Source organism: Amycolatopsis sp. CB00013, assembly GCF_001905755.1.
GTDB lineage: Bacteria > Actinomycetota > Actinomycetes > Mycobacteriales > Pseudonocardiaceae > Amycolatopsis > Amycolatopsis japonica.
This window is the reverse complement of the sequence record NZ_LIWC01000001.1, coordinates 2,127,472-2,146,748: the sequence shown is the minus strand read 5'-3', so window position 1 is coordinate 2,146,748 and position 19,277 is coordinate 2,127,472. Positions and strand designations below refer to the sequence as shown.

Annotated in this window: 12 protein-coding genes and 1 pseudogene; 10 read left to right on the top strand and 3 right to left on the bottom strand. The window is 69.2% G+C overall.

From position 1 onward, the window contains the following. Positions 1–12 precede the first annotated feature (12 nt). The 4 genes from AMK34_RS09530 (at position 13) to AMK34_RS09515 (ending at position 6,280) form a co-directional block, all read left to right on the top strand. The gene (locus tag AMK34_RS09530) at positions 13–1,473 is read left to right on the top strand and encodes an aldehyde dehydrogenase (NADP(+)) (protein WP_073844392.1); all 1,461 of its coding nucleotides are present in this window, start codon (positions 13–15) and stop codon (positions 1,471–1,473) included. Between the two features lie 106 nt (positions 1,474–1,579). Continuing rightward, positions 1,580–3,922: a polysaccharide lyase 8 family protein gene (locus AMK34_RS09525; RefSeq protein WP_073844390.1), complete on the top strand. Its 2,343-nt coding sequence runs from the start codon at positions 1,580–1,582 to the stop codon at positions 3,920–3,922. Positions 3,923–4,264: 342 nt separating this feature from the next. Continuing rightward, complete coding sequence (locus tag AMK34_RS09520) at positions 4,265–5,413, top strand: epoxide hydrolase family protein (RefSeq protein WP_073844388.1); 1,149 nt, start codon at positions 4,265–4,267, stop codon at positions 5,411–5,413. 69 nt (positions 5,414–5,482) lie between these two features. Then, positions 5,483–6,280 (top strand): alpha/beta fold hydrolase, encoded by a 798-nt coding sequence (locus AMK34_RS09515; protein ID WP_073844386.1) that lies wholly within the window; start codon positions 5,483–5,485, stop codon positions 6,278–6,280. On the opposite strand, the gene AMK34_RS09510 is transcribed toward AMK34_RS09515, so the two are convergent. Further along, positions 6,261–7,172 carry a LysR family transcriptional regulator gene (locus AMK34_RS09510; protein ID WP_073844384.1) on the bottom strand — a complete coding sequence of 304 codons (912 nt, stop codon included), beginning with the start codon at positions 7,170–7,172 and terminating at the stop codon, positions 6,261–6,263. The two genes, AMK34_RS09515 and AMK34_RS09510, sit on opposite strands and share 20 nt — an antisense overlap. Positions 7,173–7,268: 96 nt before the next feature. Between AMK34_RS09510 and AMK34_RS43415 the strand changes: the two are divergent. After that, a pseudogene (locus AMK34_RS43415) lies at positions 7,269–8,273 on the top strand (MFS transporter); the annotation flags it as partial. A 20-nt stretch (positions 8,274–8,293) separates the two neighbouring features. Here the strand turns inward: AMK34_RS43415 and AMK34_RS09500 are convergent. Next, positions 8,294–11,101, bottom strand: a complete 2,808-nt coding sequence (locus AMK34_RS09500) for an AfsR/SARP family transcriptional regulator (protein WP_198941649.1) — start codon at positions 11,099–11,101, stop codon at positions 8,294–8,296. A 123-nt stretch (positions 11,102–11,224) separates the two neighbouring features. On the opposite strand from AMK34_RS09500, the gene AMK34_RS09495 reads away from it, so the two are divergent. Beyond that, the gene (locus AMK34_RS09495; RefSeq protein ID WP_038511650.1) at positions 11,225–11,713 is read left to right on the top strand and encodes a hypothetical protein; all 489 of its coding nucleotides are present in this window, start codon (positions 11,225–11,227) and stop codon (positions 11,711–11,713) included. A gap of 85 nt (positions 11,714–11,798) precedes the next feature. Here the strand turns inward: AMK34_RS09495 and AMK34_RS09490 are convergent, their stop codons facing one another. Continuing rightward, positions 11,799–12,611 carry an SAM-dependent methyltransferase gene (locus AMK34_RS09490; protein ID WP_073844382.1) on the bottom strand — a complete coding sequence of 271 codons (813 nt, stop codon included), beginning with the start codon at positions 12,609–12,611 and terminating at the stop codon, positions 11,799–11,801. A gap of 171 nt (positions 12,612–12,782) precedes the next feature. Here AMK34_RS09490 and AMK34_RS09485 point away from each other — a divergent pair, with 171 nt between their 5' ends. The 4 genes from AMK34_RS09485 (at position 12,783) to AMK34_RS09470 (ending at position 19,273) form a co-directional block, all read left to right on the top strand. Then, entirely contained in the window at positions 12,783–14,126 is a 1,344-nt protein-coding gene (locus AMK34_RS09485) for a cytochrome P450 (protein ID WP_073844381.1), read from the top strand. 76 nt (positions 14,127–14,202) lie between these two features. Then, complete coding sequence (locus AMK34_RS09480) at positions 14,203–15,252, top strand: alpha/beta hydrolase (protein WP_143202363.1); 1,050 nt, start codon at positions 14,203–14,205, stop codon at positions 15,250–15,252. A 105-nt stretch (positions 15,253–15,357) separates the two neighbouring features. Continuing rightward, positions 15,358–17,472, top strand: a complete 2,115-nt coding sequence (locus tag AMK34_RS09475) for a putative bifunctional diguanylate cyclase/phosphodiesterase (RefSeq protein WP_073844379.1) — start codon at positions 15,358–15,360, stop codon at positions 17,470–17,472. Positions 17,473–17,689: 217 nt separating this feature from the next. Continuing rightward, a complete protein-coding gene (locus tag AMK34_RS09470; protein ID WP_073844378.1) occupies positions 17,690–19,273 on the top strand; it encodes a substrate-binding and VWA domain-containing protein in 1,584 nt (527 codons plus the stop codon). Positions 19,274–19,277: the final 4 nt, after the last annotated feature.

Below are 19,277 nucleotides of genomic sequence, written 5' to 3'. Positions count from 1 at the left end.
GAAGCAAGAATCATGAGCCAGGCAACGGATCCCGCCACGCTCGAACAGATCCTCGCGGCCGCCGCCGATGCGGCAGGCACGGCGGCGGCCGCGACCCCAGCCCAGCGCGCCGGATGGCTGAACGCGGCCGCGGACGCCCTCGACGCGGCGGCCGACGAGCTGATCGCGCTGGCCAACCAGGAGACGCACCTCCCGGCCTCCCCGCGGTTGCAGGGCGAGCTGAAGCGCACGACGTTCCAGCTGCGCCTGTTCGGCGAGGTGCTGGCGGACGGCGAGTTCCTCGGTGCCACCGTCGACCACGCGGACGCCGCGTGGCCGATGGGGCCGCGGCCGGACATCCGCCGTCTGCTCACCCCGATCGGGCCGGTGCTGGTGTTCGCCGCCAGCAACTTCCCGTTCGCGTTCAGCGTCGCGGGCGGCGACACCGCGTCGGCGCTGGCCGCGGGCTGCCCGGTCGTGCTCAAGGCGCACTCCGGGCACCCGGAGCTGTCCGCCCGCACCGGCGAGGTCCTGCGCGACGCGCTGGTCGGGGCCGGTGCGCCGGAAGGGATCTTCGCGGTCATCTACGGCCAGCAGAACGGCGTCACGGCGCTGAAGGACCCGCGGATCCAGGCGGCGTCGTTCACCGGTTCCGTGCCGGGCGGGCGCGCGCTGTTCGACATCGCGACCTCGCGGCCGTCGCCGATCCCGTTCTACGGCGAACTCGGCAGCGTCAACCCGGTCGTCGTCACCCAGGGCGCGATCGACGCGCGCGGTGAGGCGATCGCCAAGGGCTACGCGGGTTCGTTCACCCTCGGTGCCGGACAGTTCTGCACCAAGCCGGGGCTGCTGTTCCTGCCCGAGGGCCACGGTCTCGAAGGCACGCTGCGCGAGGCCGTCGCGGCGATCCCGGCGCAGCCGATGCTCAACGAGCGCATCGCGGCGGGCTTCGCCGACGGACTGGCGAAGCTCAGCGACGTCGACGGTGTCGAGGTGCTGTCGGAATCCGGTGGCGCGGAAGGGATCTCACACGGCGCGACGTTGCTCGCCACCACCGCCAAGGCGTTCCTCGCCGACGCCGACACCGTTCGCGAGGAGTGCTTCGGCCCGGCTTCGCTGATCGTCACCTACACCGACCAGGCCGAGCTGATCAGCCTGCTCGGGGTGATGGAACCGGGGCTCACCGCGACCATCCAGGGTGAAGAGTCCGATGTGGACTGGATCCGTCCGGTCCTCCCGTCGCTGACCAGGGTCGCCGGCCGTCTGCTGTGGAACGACTGGCCGACCGGCGTCACCGTCACGTGGGCACAGGAACACGGTGGTCCCTACCCGGCGACCACCGCGCCGACCAGTACCTCGGTCGGCACCGCCGCGATCGAGCGGTTCCTGCGACCGATCGCCTGGCAGGGCTTCCCCGACGCGCTGCTGCCGGAACCGTTGCAGGAGAACAACCCGTGGGACCTGCCCCGCAGGACCGACGGGAAGCGCCAGTAAACCTCATGAGTGGCAAGGACGGTCCCAACCGTCCTTGCCACTCACGAGCCTCAGCACCCGCCGCCGCCCTTGATCGCCGTCTTTCGACCCTTTGGGAGGCACTGTCATGCCCGGATTCGGTAACTTCGACAGGAGAACGGCCTTGCGGGGAGGCGCGGCAGCGGCCGCTTCGGTGGCGCTCACCTCGGCACTCGCGGGCACTTCGTCCGCGCAGCCCGTCGCTCCGGGCTCGTCGTCCATCGTGACCGGCTATCGCGAACTGCAGACCGGGATCAACCGGCCGTCGGCGGAGCGCACGGCCGCGCTGGCGAACCTCGACAGGGTCGCGAAGGCCTACCACGACAGCATGACGGTCGGCGACGGTCCACTGTGGAAGGACCTCCCGCTCGGCCCCGGCAGCGACTTCACGACGTCGATGTACGCACGGCTCCGGGCGATCGCGGTCAATTGGGGCACTCCCGGCGGAGCGCTCGCGGGTGATCCCGCAGTGCTCGCCCGGATCAAGGGCGCGCTGGAACTGTTGTACAGCAGCGATCAGTACAGCGAGAAGACCGCCGAGATCGGCAACTGGTACACCTACGAGATCGGCATCCCGCTCTACCTGCTGCACATCCTCGCGACGGTCGCCGACGAGCTCACCCAGGACGAGCTCGCCAAGTATCTGAAGCCGGTGCTGAAATTCTCCGGCAACCCGAACCTCCGCACGAACAACCCGAGCGTCGTCGAGACCGGCGCCAACCGCGCGGACAAGTCGACGATCTCCATCGTCTCCGGCGCGATGCTGGGCGACGCCGAGCGGATCAAGCGCGGCGTCGCGGCGTTCACCGATGTCGAAGGCGGGGGAGCGGCGAGTGTCATCGCCAAACTCCACCGCGCGGCGGGCGACGGTTTCCACACCGACGGCTCGTTCCTGCAGCACGATTCGGTGCCGTATCCCGGGCACTACGGGATCATCCTGCTCACCGCGATCGCGTCCGCCATCCACGTCACCAAGGGCACGGAGTTCGAACTGCCCGCCGACGTCCGCGACGCGGCGTACGCGCTGGTCTCCGACACGTTCGCGCCGTTCGTGTACGCGGGCGCGCTGATGGAGTCGGTCCGCGGCCGGTTCCTTTCCCGGCAAGGGGAATCCGCGCACGACATCGGGCACCAGCTCACCGGCGCGGTGGTCCTGCTGGCCCGGTCGGCGAGCGGGAAGCGCAAGGAGGAGCTCGGGGGTCTCGCCGCGAAGTGGATCACCGAGGACACCTTCGCGCCGTATCTCAAGATCCCCGACCCCGAGCGGTTCGCGCCGGGGCCGGACCTCGTCGGCATCCCCGGCATCGAGTTCGCACAGGAGCTGCTGGCGACCAAGGTGCGGGCGACACCGACGGCCGCGACGCATCGCGTGTTCGGCCAGCAGGACCGGATGGTGCACATCACCGAAGGCTGGTCGGCCTCGCTCGGCGTCGCCTCGACGCGGATCTCGCGGTACGAGTCGATCAACTCGATGAACCTGCACGGCTGGTACGTCGGTGACGGCTCGCTGTATCTGTTCCTGCCCAAGGCGAAGGGGCACTTCACCGACGCCTACTGGCCGACGGTCGATCCGCAGCTGCTGCCGGGGACGACCACCAAGAGCGGCCCGACCCCGAAACTGGAGTCGGTACCGCTGACCGGCAAGGACCACTGCGGCGGTGTCCGCTGGGACGCGCGGCACGGCGCGCACGCCCTCGACTTCGTCTCGCAGGACGGCACGCTGACCGCGAAGAAGTCATGGTTCTTCACGCCATCGGGCGTGGTGTGCCTCGGTGCCGGGATCACCGACTCCTCCGGCGAGCTGATCCGGACCACGATCGAGAACCGCAACCTCGGTGAGAACGGCACCGGGGTCCTGCTGGCCGATGGGCATCTCGTCGGGGGCTCGGAGTCGTTGCGGCGCAAGCGATGGCTGCATCTCGAACGGGTCGGCGGTTACGTCCTGCTCGACGACGCCGAGGTCACCGCGCTGCGCGAGGACCGGACGGGGACCTGGCGCGACATCGACAAGGGCGCCAACACCAAGGGCACCACGGTGCCGTACACGCGGCGCTACCAGAAGCTGGTCATCGAACACGGCGCGAAGCCCTCGAACGCGACCTACGCGTACGCTGTCCTGCCGACCGCGTCGGTGCTGCAGACGATCGCTTCGGCCTGGTCGTGGCGCGTGCGGTCCAACACCGCGACCGTGCAGGCCGTGCGGCTGTGGGACGCGACCCTGCTGGCGAACTTCTTCGCCGCCGGCTCGGTCGACGAGGTGTCGGTGTCCGGTCCGGCGTCGGTGGCGCTGGGCCGGACCGGGAACGGTTGGCGGCTGGCGGTTTCGGATCCGACGCAGCGGCAGGAAGTCGTGCGCGTGACCGTGCGGCGGAAGACCTTCGAGGTGCCGGTGAAGGACACCTTCGGCGCCACGCAGACCGTCCGCATTTAGTCGACTAAACGCGAGGAGTCGGCCGGTCCGTGAAGGCCTCCTTGAGGGACTCTGGGTCCCTCAAGGAGGCCTTCACGGACGAATGCGGCGATCGCCACGGTGGGCCAAAGACAGTGTTGCGAAGGGGACTTTCGTCGCATCGGATGCAGGGAAAGCTCCCTTCGCCTTTGACGAGGAGCACGCCAGGGACGGCGGCGGCCTCGTCGTGAAGGGCCCCTTCGCTAGTTTCAGGGTAGGGAAGGAGGCCTTCACGGACGGACGCGGACGCGGACGCGTTTAGTCGACTAAATGCGGGGGGAATTTAGGTCAGGATCTGGCCTGAATGGGCCCTACGGTCACCTCATGACCGACATCGAGCAGTTCCGCATCGACATCCCGCAGTCCGATCTGGACGACCTGGCCGACCGGCTTGCCCGCACCCGCTGGCCGTCGGCGCTGCCCGGTGCCGAGTGGAGCCGGGGCGTCCCGGTCGCGTACCTCAAGGGCCTGGCGGAATACTGGCGAGACGGCTACGACTGGCGCGCGTGGGAGAAGCAGCTCAACGAATTCCCGCAGTACACCACCGAGATCGACGGCCAGCGCGTGCACTTCCTGCACGTCCGGTCGCCGGAACCGGACGCGATCCCGCTGATCATGACGCACAGCTGGCCCAATTCGATCGCCGAGTTCCTGAACGTCCTCGGCCCGCTCACCGACCCGCGAGCCCACGGTCTCGACCCGTCGCGCGCCTTCCACGTCGTCGCGCCGTCCTTGCCGGGCTTCGGTTTCTCGCCGTTCCCGGAGCCCGCCGACGAACGTCCGTGGGACATCGCGCGGGTGGCGCGGACCTGGGCCGAGCTGATGAGCCGCCTCGGTTACGAACGTTATGGCGCGCACGGGAACGACGCCGGCGCGCTGGTGACGCCCTGTCTCGCGGCGCACGCGCCCGAGCACGTCATCGGCTCGCACATCACGTCCGGGCTCGGTGTGCCGATGGGCGACCCGGCCGACTTCGACGGGCTCACCGAACAGGATCAGGCCGAGTTGGCAGGCCTGATGGAGCGTTTCGCGGGCGGCAGCGGATACGCGCCGTACCTGACGAACAGGCCGCAGACGCTGAGTTTCGGCTTCCTCGATTCGCCGGTCGCGCAGCTGGCGTATCTGGTGGAACGGTTCAAGGAGTTCGACGGCTGGCCCGACGGCACGGCGCCCGCCGAGCCGATCGACCGCGACCTGCTCCTCACCAACGCGACGCTGTACTGGCTGACCGGGACCGGCGGCACCTCGCTGTGGCCGTACTACGAGGGGCAGGCCGCGATGCCGATGGACCAGACGGTGGTGCCGACCGGCGTCTCCCACGGCGGGCCGTCCGCGTTGCGCGTGATCGCCTCGCGCAAGAACGACGTCGTGCGCTGGGCGGATCACGAGAGCCCGAGCCATATGGTCGCGATGGCCGTGCCGGGCGACGTGGTGGCCGAACTCCGCGAATTCTTCGGAAATCTCCGGAAGTGATGTCGAGCGGTGGTCATCCGCTCCGACCCAGTGCCGAAGCTAGAGTGAAGCGACCCTGCGGAGGACCTGATGACCACCTCGTTCGAGACCGTGACTTCGGCCGACGGCACCCCGATCGCCTTCGATCGCACCGGGGAAGGCACGCCGGTGATCCTGGTCGGCGGCGCGTTCAACGACCGGACGACCGTCGCCGGGCTGGCCGCGACCCTGTCGCCGGAGCACACCGTGATCGCCTATGACCGGCGCGGCCGGGGTGACAGCGGTGCCGGCGCGGTCTATTCGGTGGAGCGCGAGGTCGAGGATCTCGCCGCGCTGATCGAGCACGTGGGTGGTTCGGCGGCGGTGTTCGGGCACTCCTCGGGTGCGGTTCTGGGGCTGGAGGCGGCCGCCAGAGGCGTCGCCATGACCAAGCTCGCCGTGTACGAGCCGCCGTACGTCGTCGACGACAGCCGGGAGAGGCCCGCGGCCGACCTCTTCGACCGCGTCCGCGCCTTGATCGCCGACGGCGACCGCGACGGCGCGGCGGAACTGTTCCTCGTCGAGGGGACCGCGACGCCGGAAGAGGTCGTCAAGGGGATGCGGAACGACCCGTTCTGGGCGTGGTTCACCGGCCTCGCCCACACGCTGCCCTACGACCTCGCGCTCTGCGGTCCCGGAAACGTGCTGCCCGCGGACCGGCTGGCCAAGATCTCGGTGCCCACGCTGGTCATCGACGGCGGGGAGAGCGACGCCTGGATGCGGGCGGGCACCCGCGCGGTCGCCGACACGGTCCCCGGCGCTCGGTATGCCACCGTCGCAGGGCAGGACCACGGCGTCCTCCAGCAGCCGGACACGTTGCGAGAGCTGCTTACCGGGTTTCTCGGCTGACGGGCTCGGCCTGTTCGAGGAGTTCGGCCAGCGCGGTCAGCGATGGGCTGACGTGGCCGGTCCGCCAGACGAGACCGAGCTGGCTGGATTCTTCCAGGCCGCGGACCGGGACATAACGTAGATCGGTGCGAGTGTGCTGTTCCGTCAACGGACGGCACACCAGCATCGCGTGCGTCCCGGACGCCGCCAGCGCCATTCCTTGCTGGACGGTCGTGATCCCCGCGGTCGAGGGAATCGGCGTTCCCGACGGAGTGGCGGGCGGGGTGCGCGCGGCCTTCCAGTAGCCGGGGCCGTCACCGGCACGGTGGAGCAGATCGAGTTTCGCGAGATCTTCCGCATCGATCGACTCGCGCTCCGCGATGGGGTGATCGGCTCCGACCATCACGTACTGGTCTTGCGGCGGGAACCGGAAACCGACCGTGAGCTCGCTTTCGTGGACCGGGAGTTCGGCGATGACGGCGTCGATCTCGCCGTCGAGTACGGCGGTGAACGGTGAGCCGAGCGGGACGTCGTGGGTGTGCACGGCCACGCCGTGCCGCTCGCGTAGCGCGCGGAAGATCGAAGTGACCTCCTCGTAGACCATGCCGGTGAATCCGACCCGCAGTTCTTCGACGGCGCCGCGCATCGCCCGTTCACGCGCGCGTTCGAAGGTGCGGAGCAGCGTGCGATGGGCGGGCCGGATCTCTTTGACGAACTGCGCGCCGGCGCGGGTGAGCCCGACCTTGCGGCTCGTGCGCTCGACCAGCCGCGCGCCGACCTTCGTCTCCAACGTGGCGATGAGCTGGCTCACTCGCGATTGCGAGTAGCCGAGCCGTTCCGCCGTACGCCCGAAATGCAGCTCCTCCGCCAGCGTGAGCAGGCATTCGATCTGCTGCAGATGCGCCTGGTGCATCCTCGGAAGATAACACCGGATCGATGAGCTTTCCTCATCGATCGATGAGGAAGACGTCGTTGTTCGCGGGTGCCGCGCGGTGATGGGCTGGACGGCATGAGTTCCTCTGTCTCTCACCCGGATCCGGTCCTGTCGCGATGGGCCGCCGTCGGCGTGCTGACCCTGAGCACGTTCCTGGTGGTGACCGCCGAGATGCTGCCGGTCGGGATGCTCACCCCGATGGCGGACGGTCTCGGCATCTCCGCGGGGGCGACCGGGCTCAGCCTGACCGTCACCGGTCTGGTTTCGGCGGTCACCGCTCCCGTGGTGCCGCGGCTGCTCGGGGATCTCGACCGGCGCCGGGTGCTGGCCGCGGCCGTGGCGGTACTGGCCATCGGAAACGGGCTGACCGCGATCACCGTCGATTTCGGGCTGCTCATGATCGCGCGGATCGTGCTCGGGGTCGGCATGGGCGCCGTCTGGGGGATGGCTTCGGCCGTGGCCATCAGGCTGGTCGCGGCTCGCGACAGCGCACTGGCGGTTTCCTTCACCGTCGGAGGCGTCGCCGCCGCCTCGGTGCTCGGAGTGCCGTTGGGCACGTTCGTGGGCAACGCTTTCGGCTGGCGTGCGGCCTTCTGGTCGCTCGCGGTGTGCGCGTCGCTGCTCGTTCCCGCCTTACTGCTGGCCTTGCCCGAGCTTCGCCGTCCCGCGGTCGTCGAAGAGACCGGCACCGGACAGCGCCGCTCGTTGTTCCGTCCCGCCGTGGTCACCGGCCTCGCCGTGGTGGTGTTGCTGGTGACCGCGCATTTCGCCGCGTACACCTACGTGCGTCCGGTCCTCGAAGAACTGCCGCGGATGCCGGCGGGCGCGATCGCGTCGCTGTTGCTCGTCTACGGCGTCTTCGGGCTGATCGGCAACTTCGTGGCCGGAGCCGCGGCCGGGCGCAGGCCGCGGGCGACCGTGCTGCTGCTGGCGGCCGGGATCGCCGTCGCGCTTGGGCTTCTGGCGCTTTTCGGTGCCTCCGCGCTCATCGCCGGGGTCGCGATCGCCCTGTGGGGGATGGCCTACGGCGGACTGTCGGTCGGCGGGCAACTGTGGATGACCGCCCTCGCACCGGATCGCGTCGAGCATGTCACCGGTCTCTACGTCGGCGTGTTCACCGGTTCGATAGCCCTCGGCGCTTTCGCCGGCGGCTTGGTCGTCGAGGGCGCGGGTGTCGTGCTGTTGCTGTGGAGTACGGCGGCGCTCGCCGTGGTCTCCCTGCTGGTGGGTTCGGTCGGCAGGCCCATCGCGGCGTAGTGCTCCCGCGCGGCTCCGACCTGTCCCAATCCGGCCAGCGCGCGGGCTTCCTGCAACCGGTAGCCGATCCGCTTCGCCGTTTCGAGCGCGAGCCGATGCCGCTTGAGGCCCGTCTCCGTCTCACCGAGCGCGAGGCAGGCGGTGCCCAGGCTGTTGGCCGCCATCGCCAGCAACAACGGGTGGTTGAGCCGCGTGAGGATCACGCACGCGTGTTCGGCCTGCTCACGCGCGTCGCCGGGGCGATCGGCGAGCAGCAGGGCGTCGGCGAGGTCGATCCGGCTCCACGCCTCGCCGAACAGGTAGCCGAGATCCCGCGAGGCGGTGATCGACCGTTCGATGACCTCGAAGGCCTCGCCGAAACGGCCGAGCCGGGACAGGACGAGGCCGAGCTGGGCCGAACTCAGGACCACGCCGCGCTCGTCCTCGCGCAGGTCCACCGCTCGCCGGGCGGAGGCCAGCGCGTCGTCCAGCCTGCCGAGGACCTCCTGGGCGTTGCTGAGATTGGTCCACAGTGTGGCGGCGCCGGTCTCGCCGACGACGGCCAGGCCGTCACGGTAGAACCGGATCGCCTCGGGGTAACGGCCGAGCATGCCGTGCAGCGCGCCCGCCCTGGACAGCGCGATCGCCTCGGCCCCGCGGTCACCGGACGCGCGGACGACGTCCAGCCGTTCGAGGGCGCAATCCATTCCCTCGGTGAGCCGCCCGTTTTCCCAGAACGCCAGGGTGAGGCTCGCCAGGCTCAGCTGGATCGCTTGCGGGTCACCGATCCGGCGGGCGGCGGTGATCCCCGTCCGTGCCACGTCGAGCAGTTCGTCGAGGTGCCCGCTTTCCCGGAGGTGGTCCGCGGTGTCCGCGGCGATCCGCCAGGCGTACTCGTCCAGACCGGCATCGAGCGCGTGCCGGGTCACCGCGACGAGGTTCGCCCGTTCCGTCCGATACCAGTCAAGGCCGCCTCCGTCGCGGTAATGATCGAGGAGCCGACGCACGGCAGGACCGGATTCCTCGTCGCGGGCGGCGTTGCGGGCGTGCTCGGCGATCAGGTCGTGGAACGCGTAGCGGCCCAGCGCAGGCTGCCTGACCAGGTGGGCGTCGAGCAGGTCCTCCAGCAGACGTTCGGCCTCGCGTTCCCCGATGCCGGCCAGCGCGGCCGCCGCGGGCACGCCGATGTCGGCACCGGGATTGCGCCCCAGCAAACGGAACATACGCTGTTGCGCGGCATCGAGTTCCCGATAGGACAGTGCGAAGGCCGCGGCCACGTCGCGTCCGGCGACCTTCAGCTCGGCCAGCCGGTCGTGTTCGGAGCCCAGCCGCTCGGCCAGGGCCTGAACGGTCCACTGTGGACGATTCTGCAGCCGGGCGGCCGCGATGCGGATCGCCAGCGGCAGGTTGCCGCACAACGCGGCCACCCCCGTGTCCGGTCGCCCGGACGCCGCCGCGAACAGGGCACCCGCCTCCTCGTCCGGCAGCACTTCGAGACTGATCGACGCGGCGCCGTCGACCGCGGCGAGGCGGCGCCTCCCGGTGACCAGGAGGGCGACCGTCGCCGAACCCGGCACCAGCGGCCGCAGCTGTTCCGCGCTCGCGGCGTTGTCGAGCACCACGAGCAGCGACCGGCCTGCCGTCCTGGTCCGCCACAGCTCGGCCCTCCGGTCGACACCGCCGGGAAGCCGCGAAGCCGGGATGTCCAGCTGCCCGAGCAGGGCTTCGAGCGCGGCCTCGGGCGGAAGCGGTTCACGGGCTGGGGAGTGGCCGTGCAGATCCACGAACAGCTGCCCGTCGGGGAAATCGGCGGCGAGCCGATGCGCGGCGTGGACGGCGAGCGACGTCTTGCCGACACCGGCCATCCCGTCGACGACGACCGGGCGCCCGAGCCGGACGGCGTCGAGCAGACGGCGGATCTCGGCCTCGCGTCCGGTGAAATCCGGGACGTCGTAAGGAAGGAAGCAGCGGGTCTTGCCGTATTCCGGCTCGTCGCGCAGGATCCGCTCGTAGAGCTCGCGCAGCTTCGGGCCGGGGTCGATCCCGAGTTCCTCCACCAGCCGCGTCCGCGCCTGCCGGTAGACGTTCAGCGCGTCGGCCTGCCTGCCCTGCTGGTGCAGCGCGCGCATGAGCAAGCCGGAGAACGGCTCCCGGAGCGGGTGTTCGGCGACCAAGGCCGTCAGCTCCGCGACGGAGTCTTCCCCAGCGGAGATCTCTTCGTCGAGGCAACGTTCCACAACGGACAGACGACGCTCGTCGAGTTCTTCGGCTTCGCCTCGCAAAGCCGAACTGTCCACACCGGACAGAGCCGGTCCGCTCCAGCACGCGAGAGCTTCGCGGAACTCCCCACGCGAGACGTGCGCCTCGAACGAGCGCAGGTCGAAGGAGCCCGGACGAAGGACGAAGCCCGGCCCTTCGGCGGTCAAGACGTCGTCGGCGGCGCCCTCGGCGACGAGCGTGCGCTTCAACGCGGTGGTGAGGTTGCGGATCTGGCGGGTGGCGGTGGCGGGCGGATCCTCGTCCCAGACGACGTCCACCAGCCGCGAGACCGAGACGACGCGATCGGCGCCGAGCAGCAGCGCGGCGAGGATCCGCTCCTGCCGCGGACCCGCCAGTTTCACCGGTCGTGCCCCGTTCCGGCACTGCACCGGCCCCAAGATCCGGAACTCCATCGCACCCCCTTCCGCGAGGTTAACCGGCCACGCGCCGGGGCCGGTGCGGAAGTGATGCAGCTGTGATGCGCCGCCCGGCGAATCTCCTGCTGGACGGAGTACGGACGTGATGAGGAGAACCCCATGCGCAAGCGGTATTACGCGGCGTTGGCCGGGCTGGTCGTGGCCGCGGCGGGAATCGGCGTGCCCGCCGCGGCGGCGGCGGGAGAGCAGCAGGCGGAGTCGGAGCGACAGGCCTGCCAACGCGCGTTCGACCGCGCGGTCTGGGAGGACATGGACAGCTTCAACAAACGCGACGAGGCGCGTTACCGGGCGATCATCCACCGGGACATGGTGACCGTCGGTCGCCGGGGACAGCTGTTCATCGGCTACGACGCCAACGTCGACCCGGTGGTCAACGAGCAGTTCAAGGTGCCGTACGAGTACAGCATGCCGTGGACGGTGACCCACACCGTCGTCGAGGACTGCAAGATGGGCTTCGCGATCCTCGACGCGTACTACAAGGTGCCGTCGCAGAACATCAACCGGCACTACACGATCAGCCTGACGCTGGTACGCCAGCACGGCAAATGGCAGGTCATCAAGGACACCGTGACCGACGTGCTGCCCTGATCCGGGGGAGGCGAGGGGGAAACGTCAGGAAAGGGTCGTTCAGGACATCTTTCGTCCTGAACGACCCTTTCCTGACATCCTGGGCTCAGGGTTTCCGGCCGACCCCGGCGTACGGCAGCGAGTTGATCTCCGGGTCTTCGGACATGTCGCCGGCGCCCTGGGGGTTCCACATCGCGCAGCCGACGACGCCGGGCTCGATGACGTCGAAGCCTTCGAAGAACGAAAGCACCTGGTCGTGGGTCCGGGGGATGGGGTCGTTCTGGGTGCTCTTGTACGCCTCGATGGCCTCGTCGAGGCCGCTCGAGTTCGCGTCGGCGGCGACGTGCGAAATCGCCAGGAAGCTGCCGGAGGCCATCCGCTCCCGATAGCGGGCCAGGATGGCGTGCGGCTCCCACGAATCCGGCACGAAATGCAGCAGCAGCAACATGAACAGGCCGATCGGCTGGTCGAGGTCCAGCAGTTCCCTGGTCTCGGGCGCGTCGAGGATGTCGTTGGCGTCGCGGAGGTCGGCCTGGATAGCCGCGCACCGGTCGTTGCCGCGCAGCAGCAGTTTGGCGTGTGCCACGGCGACCGATTCGCGGTCGACGTAGACCACCCGGCAGGACGGGTCGACCCCCTGGACGATCTCGTGGAGGTTGCCGACGGTCGGGATGCCGGAGCCGATGTCGAGGAACTGCCGCACCCCCGCCTCCACCATGTGCAGCGCGGCACGCCGCAGGAAGGCGCGGTTGAGCCGGGCCGCGTCGCGGATACCCGGCATGATCTTGAGGATCTGTTCGCCCAGTTCACGGTCGGCCTGGAAGTTGTGGTCGCCGTTGAGCCAGTAGTCGTAGACCCGGGCGGGATTCGGCACGGTCGTGTCGACCTCGGGAGGCACCCAGCTCAGGTTCGAAGTCACCGTCGTCGCCGCCGTTCGGTTGGGATCCGTTGGGGCACAGGAGTCTAGCGGCCGCGCGGGACCGGGCTGCCATCGTCCGATCGTGTGGATGTGCGGTGGCGGAAGCCCCTCCGCGGTCTCGCGGTCCTAAGGTGACCGGGTTCAGCGTCCAGGCACCGGGAGACGAGCACGATGGCAGCACCTCCGGACGTCGCCGTCGCACCGGGCCGGTGGCCGGTACTGGGGCATACCGTGCCGATGCTCCGTGACCCGCTGAAACTGTTGTCCTCACTGAGTTCGCACGGTGACGTCGTGCGGCTCGACTTCGGCCCGATGCCGGTCTATCTGGTCACGACCCCGGAGCTGGCGTGGCGGCTGCTCGCCGTCGACGCGGGGAAGTTCGACAAAGGCATCGTGTTCGACAAGATGCGGCCGTTGTTCGGCGACGGGCTCGCGACTTCCAACGGTGCCTTCAACCAGCGGCAACGTCGGATGATGCTGCCCGCGTTCCAGCGAAGCCGGATCGCGCTCTACGCCGAGACGACGATGACGAAGCTCGCTGTAGACCTTGCCGACTCGTGGAAACCGGGCGAGGTCGTCGCATTCGACCGGCGTATGCAGGAACTCGCGCTGACCATCTCCGGGCGCACGCTGTTCTCCACCGAACTCGGCGCCGACGCGCTCACGGAGATCCAGCGGTCGATCCCGATCATGTTGAAGTACGTCATGGTCCGGGCGTTCTCGCCGAAGTTCGTGGAACGCCTGCCGATCCCGGCGAACCGCGAGTTCGACGCGGCGGCCGCGCGGTTGCGGCGGGTCATCGGCGACGCCGTCCTCGAAGCGCGCGAGAAGGGCGGCGATCAGGGCGATCTGCTGTCGATGTTGTTGCTGGCCGAGGACGACGAGACCGGCGAGAGGATGACCGACCGGCAGGTGGAGGACGAGGTCATCACGATCCTCACCACCGGCGCCGAGACCACCGCCGTCGCGCTCGCGTGGTTCTTCCACGAGATCGGGGCGAGGCCGGATATCGAGCGCCGCTTCCATGCCGAGGTCGACGAGGTGCTGGCGGGCGGGCCCGCGCGGTTCGACCACTTGCCGCGGCTGGTCTACACGCAGCGGATCATCAACGAGGTCGTCCGCCGGACCCCGCCGGTGATCCTGATGCGGCGGGCGCGGGAGGACGTAGAACTCGGCGGCGTAAGCATCCCCGCCGGGACCGAGGTCGCGGTCAGCCAGCACACGGTGCATCGCGATCCGCGCTGGTTCCCCGATCCCGAACGGTTCGACCCGGATCGCTGGGAACCCGAGCGCGCAGCCGAGGTGCCGAAGGGCGCGTTCATCCCGTTCGGCGCAGGCGCCCGGCTGTGTCCCGGACATCAGTTCGCTCCCACGGAGATCGCGTTGGTGGCGGCGACGATCGGCGCCCGGTGGCGGCTGGAACCGGTGCCGGGGGTGAAGGTGTTCCCCAAGATCAAAGCGACGATGCAGCCGAACCGGTTGCCGATGATCGTGCGGCCGCGAACCCGAGGCTGACGGTGAGCGCTCGATCACCAGGTGTAGGGTTCATGCTCCTTCCGAGCGTCCCGATTCCGGAGAGGGTTCTGTGAGAATGCCGCTCAAACTGGCCACCGCGGTGGCCACCTGCTGCGTGCTCCTCGGCGGTTTCCTGGTCGCGGCCCCGGCCGAGGCCGTCGACGTCCGCTGTTCCGATCTGGATCTGCCGGTCACCGGCCCGCTCGGCGAACCCGCCACGGTGCACGGCCGGTTCTGCCTGCCCGAGGGGCCGGCACCCGAAGCGGTCCAGCTGCTGGTGCACGGCGGCACCTACAACAGCGCCTACTGGGACCTGCCCTACGACCCGGATCGCTATTCCTACCAGCGGGACATGGCGAAACACGGCTACGCGACGTTCGCCGCGGACCAGCTCGGTTCGGGCGGGAGCAGCAAACCGGTCAGCCTTCCGCTCCTGCTGCCGGTGCTGGCGCGGTCGATGCACGAGGTGATCGGTCACCTGCGCGCCGGACGGGTCGGCGGCACGCCGTTCGAGAAGGTCGTCATCGTCGGGCATTCGGTCGGTTCGGGCATCGTGGCGGCCGAGGCCTCGACGTATCAGGACGTCGACGGTGTGATCCTCACCGGAATGACGCATCTGCCGTCGGTTCCCGCGCTGACGTTCGGGGTGCTTTTCGGTCTTCAGCCCGCGTTCACCGATGGCCGACTCGGTTCACTGGGCAGCGATCCGCTCTATTTCACGACGAAACCGGGAGCGCGTGCCGGACTGTTCTACGCGACGGAAAATACCGACCCCCAGGTCATCGAGGCGGATGAGGCGACCAAGGATCAGGTTTCGGTCCCGGGAATGGGGACCGTCGCCGTGTTCGGCATCGTGTTGCCCGCGACGAAAGCGATCCGGGTTCCCGTTCTCCAGGCCGTCGGGTCGGAGGACATCCTGTTCTGCGGTCTTTTCTCGCTTCGCGACTGTTCGAGCGCCGAGTCGCTGCGTCCGGCGGAAGCGCCGTACTACCGGCCCGAAGCCGAGCTTTCCACGTATGTTCTGTCCGGTGCCGGACATTCGCTGGCGTTACATCGCAACGCGTCCCAGTATCGGGACGCCACCCGCGATTGGCTGAGGGAAAAGGTCGGTGTTGCAGTACCGTAGGGTCACCACCCGATTGGGTGACCGTCAAACCGTGAGTACGGCTTCAGAATCGTGGAGGATGTTCCTCCACCACGGAATACGAAAGCGACCCCAGGACCGGCGGACGTGACTGCCCCACTTCCGGACGGCGATGAGTTCCCCGTATCGCCGGACGCCCCGAAGCCAACTTCATCCTCCGCGGCACCGAAGCGGAAGAACGCCGCGCCGACCCGCGCCACGCTGGCCCGCAAGTGGGCCTACCTGGTCACCGGTACGGCGTATCTTCCGTATACCCACGCCCAGATCGAAGAGCATTTCGCCGCTCTGCTGGACGAGGTCTTCGACGCGGTGCTGAGCGGCGACGCCGAGCCCGCGCAGGCCACCGAGGCCGGCGCGCGGCTCGTCGCGCTCAGGTGCGTCGGGCCGGACAGCCTGCGTCGCACGATGGACGTACTCGGCAAGGGGCTTTTGCACGAACCGGAGTTGCGGGGCGTGAAGTCGCTCCCCGAACGGGTGTTGCAGGTGCTCGGCGCGCTCGCGTCCGGCTACGGCGAGGCGTTGCGCGAGAGCATCCAGACGCAGCAAGAGGATCTGAGCCGCACGCTGGTCACGCTCGAACGCGAGACGCGGCGTGAGCTGGTGCTGACCCAGGCGCGTTTCGAGCAGCTGTTCACCGGCTCCGCGACCGGCGTGGCCGTCACCAGGGTCGACGGCCGCGTCCAGCGGGTGAACCCGGCGTTCGCCGAAATGCTGAACCGGCCCGTCGCGGATCTGAACGGGCACAACCTCTACGACTTCGTGCATCCGGACGACGCCGACGGCCTGCGTGAGGGCTACCGGAAGCTGCTCGAAGGCGAGAGCCAGCGGCTGGAGCTGTCGCGAAGACTCGTGACCGAGGACGAGGAACCGCCGTGGGCCGCGTTCACCGGCGCCGTCATCCGCGATCCGGCGGGTGAGGCCCAGCAGCTGATCACCCTGGTCGACGGCGACACGGACGTCTCGCTGCTGCAGCGGCAGCTCAGCCGTCAGGCGTTGCACGATCCGCTCACCGGCCTGCCGAACCGGCAATGCTTCGGCACCCGCCTGGAGAAGGCGTTGCGGCACGCCGACCCGTCCTTCGGCGTCACGGTCTACCACCTCGACCTGGACGGGTTCTCGCTGATCGCGGGCGGGCTCGGCCAGAAGCAGAGCGACGATCTGTTGAAGAACGTCGCCGCGAAGCTGCGGGCCGTCGTCGGCGGCGAGGACGCGCTCGTCGCCAGGATCGGCGGCGACGAATTCGGCATCCTCATCCAGAACACCGCGACCAGCCCGGACGTCGCCACCGTCATCGGCATGATCAACCAGGAGCTGTCCGAACCGGTCTACCTCGAGAGCGGCAGCGGCGTCGCGGTTTCGGCCTGTGTCGGCGTCGTGCACCGGCCGCCGAGGGACATCGCGCCGAACGAACTGCTGCGCGTCTCGGACATGACGCTGCGCCGGGCGCAGGCCAACGGCTACCGGCAGTGGGCGCTGTCCGACTCCGTGCTCGACAGCCGGGAGCGGCACGAGTTCGGCCTCGCCGTCTCCATGGCGGGCGCCTGGGAGACCGGTGAGATCGAGGTCGGCTTCCGGCCGCTGACGTGGCTCGCGGACAGCACGCCGGCGGGTATCGAGGCGAGGCTCGCGTGGAACCATCCGCGCCACGGCCGGATCGGGCACGACACCTGCGTCCGGTTCGCCGACGAGACCGGCCTGATCGTGCCGCTCGGCGAATGGCTCATCCGCACCGCCTGCGAGGAATCGGACGACAGGCTCCCGATGGTGGTGGGGCTGACCCCGCATCAGGCGGCCGATCCCGATCTCGTCGGGTCGGTGCGGGCCATCCTGGCCGCGACCGGCCTCGGGCCGTCACGGCTCCGGCTGGGCTTTCCCGCCGAGGCCGTGCTCTCGGATGTGGGTGAGACGGTCGACAATCTGCACCTCCTCGCCGAGATCGGCGTGGACGCCGAACTGCAGGGCTTCGGCGCGGGCGGCGACGTCGTCTGCCTGGTCGACGTGCCCGTGCGGACGGTCCGGATCGCTCCCCGGCTGGTGGAGCGGCGGACGGAACCACTCGCGGAACGCACGCTGCGGAACCTCATCGACACCGCGAGCATGGCGGGCGTGACGGTGATCGCGGACGGCATCGATTCGACCGGCGACGCGGGCTGGTGGCAGTCCGTCGGAGCCCACATCGGCGCCGGACGGTATTTCGGCTAGGCCGATCACGCGTGCTTCGGGCCGTGACTCGCGTGATTGGAGGCGGAACTCGTGAGTTCCGTCTTTAATCACGCGAGATCGTTGTCCGATCACGCGAGTTCCGGGTTCGGTTAGGCCGTTTGCCGCAACGGGAGGCGCTAAGTTACCCGAGGGTTGACGTTCGCGGGCGGATTGGGCAACATCCCAGGTCCTCACCCCGCACCTCGGAGGCACGCACATGCAGGACGGCCCGAGGCGTGCCGGGCGTTTCAACGCGCCCGTCGTCGTCTTGAGCCTGTTGCTGGTGATCGCGCTCGGCGCTTGGTGGGGCGTCGACTACCTGCGGGCCCGGTTGGCGGGCAACGGATGTGACGCGCTGACGCCGGTCGAGATCACCGCCGCGCCCGATGTGGCGCCGGTGCTCACGCGGCTCGCGAAGACCGTGCCGCAGGAAGAATGCTTCAGTGTCAACGTGACAGCGAGCGAATCGGCCAAGACCGCCGACCTGCTCGGCACCACCGCCTCCGGCGGGCCCGACGTCTGGATCCCCGAGTCCAGCACGATGTTGTCGCAGGCCAGGGACGCCGGTGCGTGGAACCTCCCGGAATCCGGTCAGTCGGTGGCGAATTCCCCAGTGGTACTGGGACTTCCCGACGAAACCGCGCGGCGGTTCGGCTGGCCGGGGAAAACCCCCTCGTGGCAGGAGATCCTCGACGGCGCGCCGATCGGGATCCCGGATCCGGCGCGCGATCCGCTCGGCGTCGGCACGCTGCTCGCGCTGCGGAAGCTGACCGAGAAGGAGCCCGATCCGGCCGCGGCGTTCACCGCCACCATGCGGAAACTGAACCCGGCGCCGGACCGGTTCCCGGCCGCCTTTCCCGCGACCGAGCAATCCGTCCTCGCGCGGAACCTGGTGGCGGCGTACCCAGGCGTCCCGGTGCAGGGGTTCGACTACCCGTATGTCGTGCTGCCCAAGGCGTCCGAAGCGTCGAGGACCGCGGCGGAACGCTTCCTGCGACTGCTGCTCGATCCGCTCGCCGGCGGTATCTTCGCCGACGCGGGATTCCGGGCTCCCAACGGTCAGTTCGCCGTGCCGCGGGCGCGGGACAGCCGGACCGATCCGGCACCGCTCCCGCCGGGAGCTCCGCCGGTCGCGGACCTGTACGCCGTACTGCAGGCCTGGGCGGGGACGAACCTGAGCGCCCGTGTCCAGGTGCTGCTCGACGTCTCCGGTTCGATGGCCGCCGCCGTGCCGGGCACGGGGAAGAGCCGGATGGACCTCACCCTGCAGGCCGCGACGCAGGGGCTCGGCTTGTTCAAACCCACGACAGAACTGGGTTTGTGGCTGTTCTCGACCAAATTGGACGGTGACAAGGACCATCGTGTCCTGTTGCCGATGAAGACGATCGCCGAGCAGAAGGCCTCGGGTGGTGTCGCGCAACTCCAAGCCGTGCGGCCGAAAGCCGGTGGCGCGACCGGGCTCTACGATTCGATCCTCGCCGCGTATCAGAACGCCCGGCAGAACTGGAAACCCGGCCGGATCAACCTGGTCGTCGTGCTCACCGACGGGCGCAACGAGGACAGCGAGACGATCGGGCTGCCCCGGTTGCTGGAGGAACTGGGCAAGCTGCAGGATCCGCGGAAACCGTTGCCGGTCATCGGGATCGGCATCGGGCCGGATATCGACGCGTCCGAACTGTGGCAGGTTTCCACCGCCACCGGCGGGGAATCGTTCACCACCCCCGATCCGAGGAAGATCTCGGACGTCTTCTACCAGGCGCTGAGCAAGATCATGTGCCAGCCGCCGACCTGCAAGAATTGAGGCG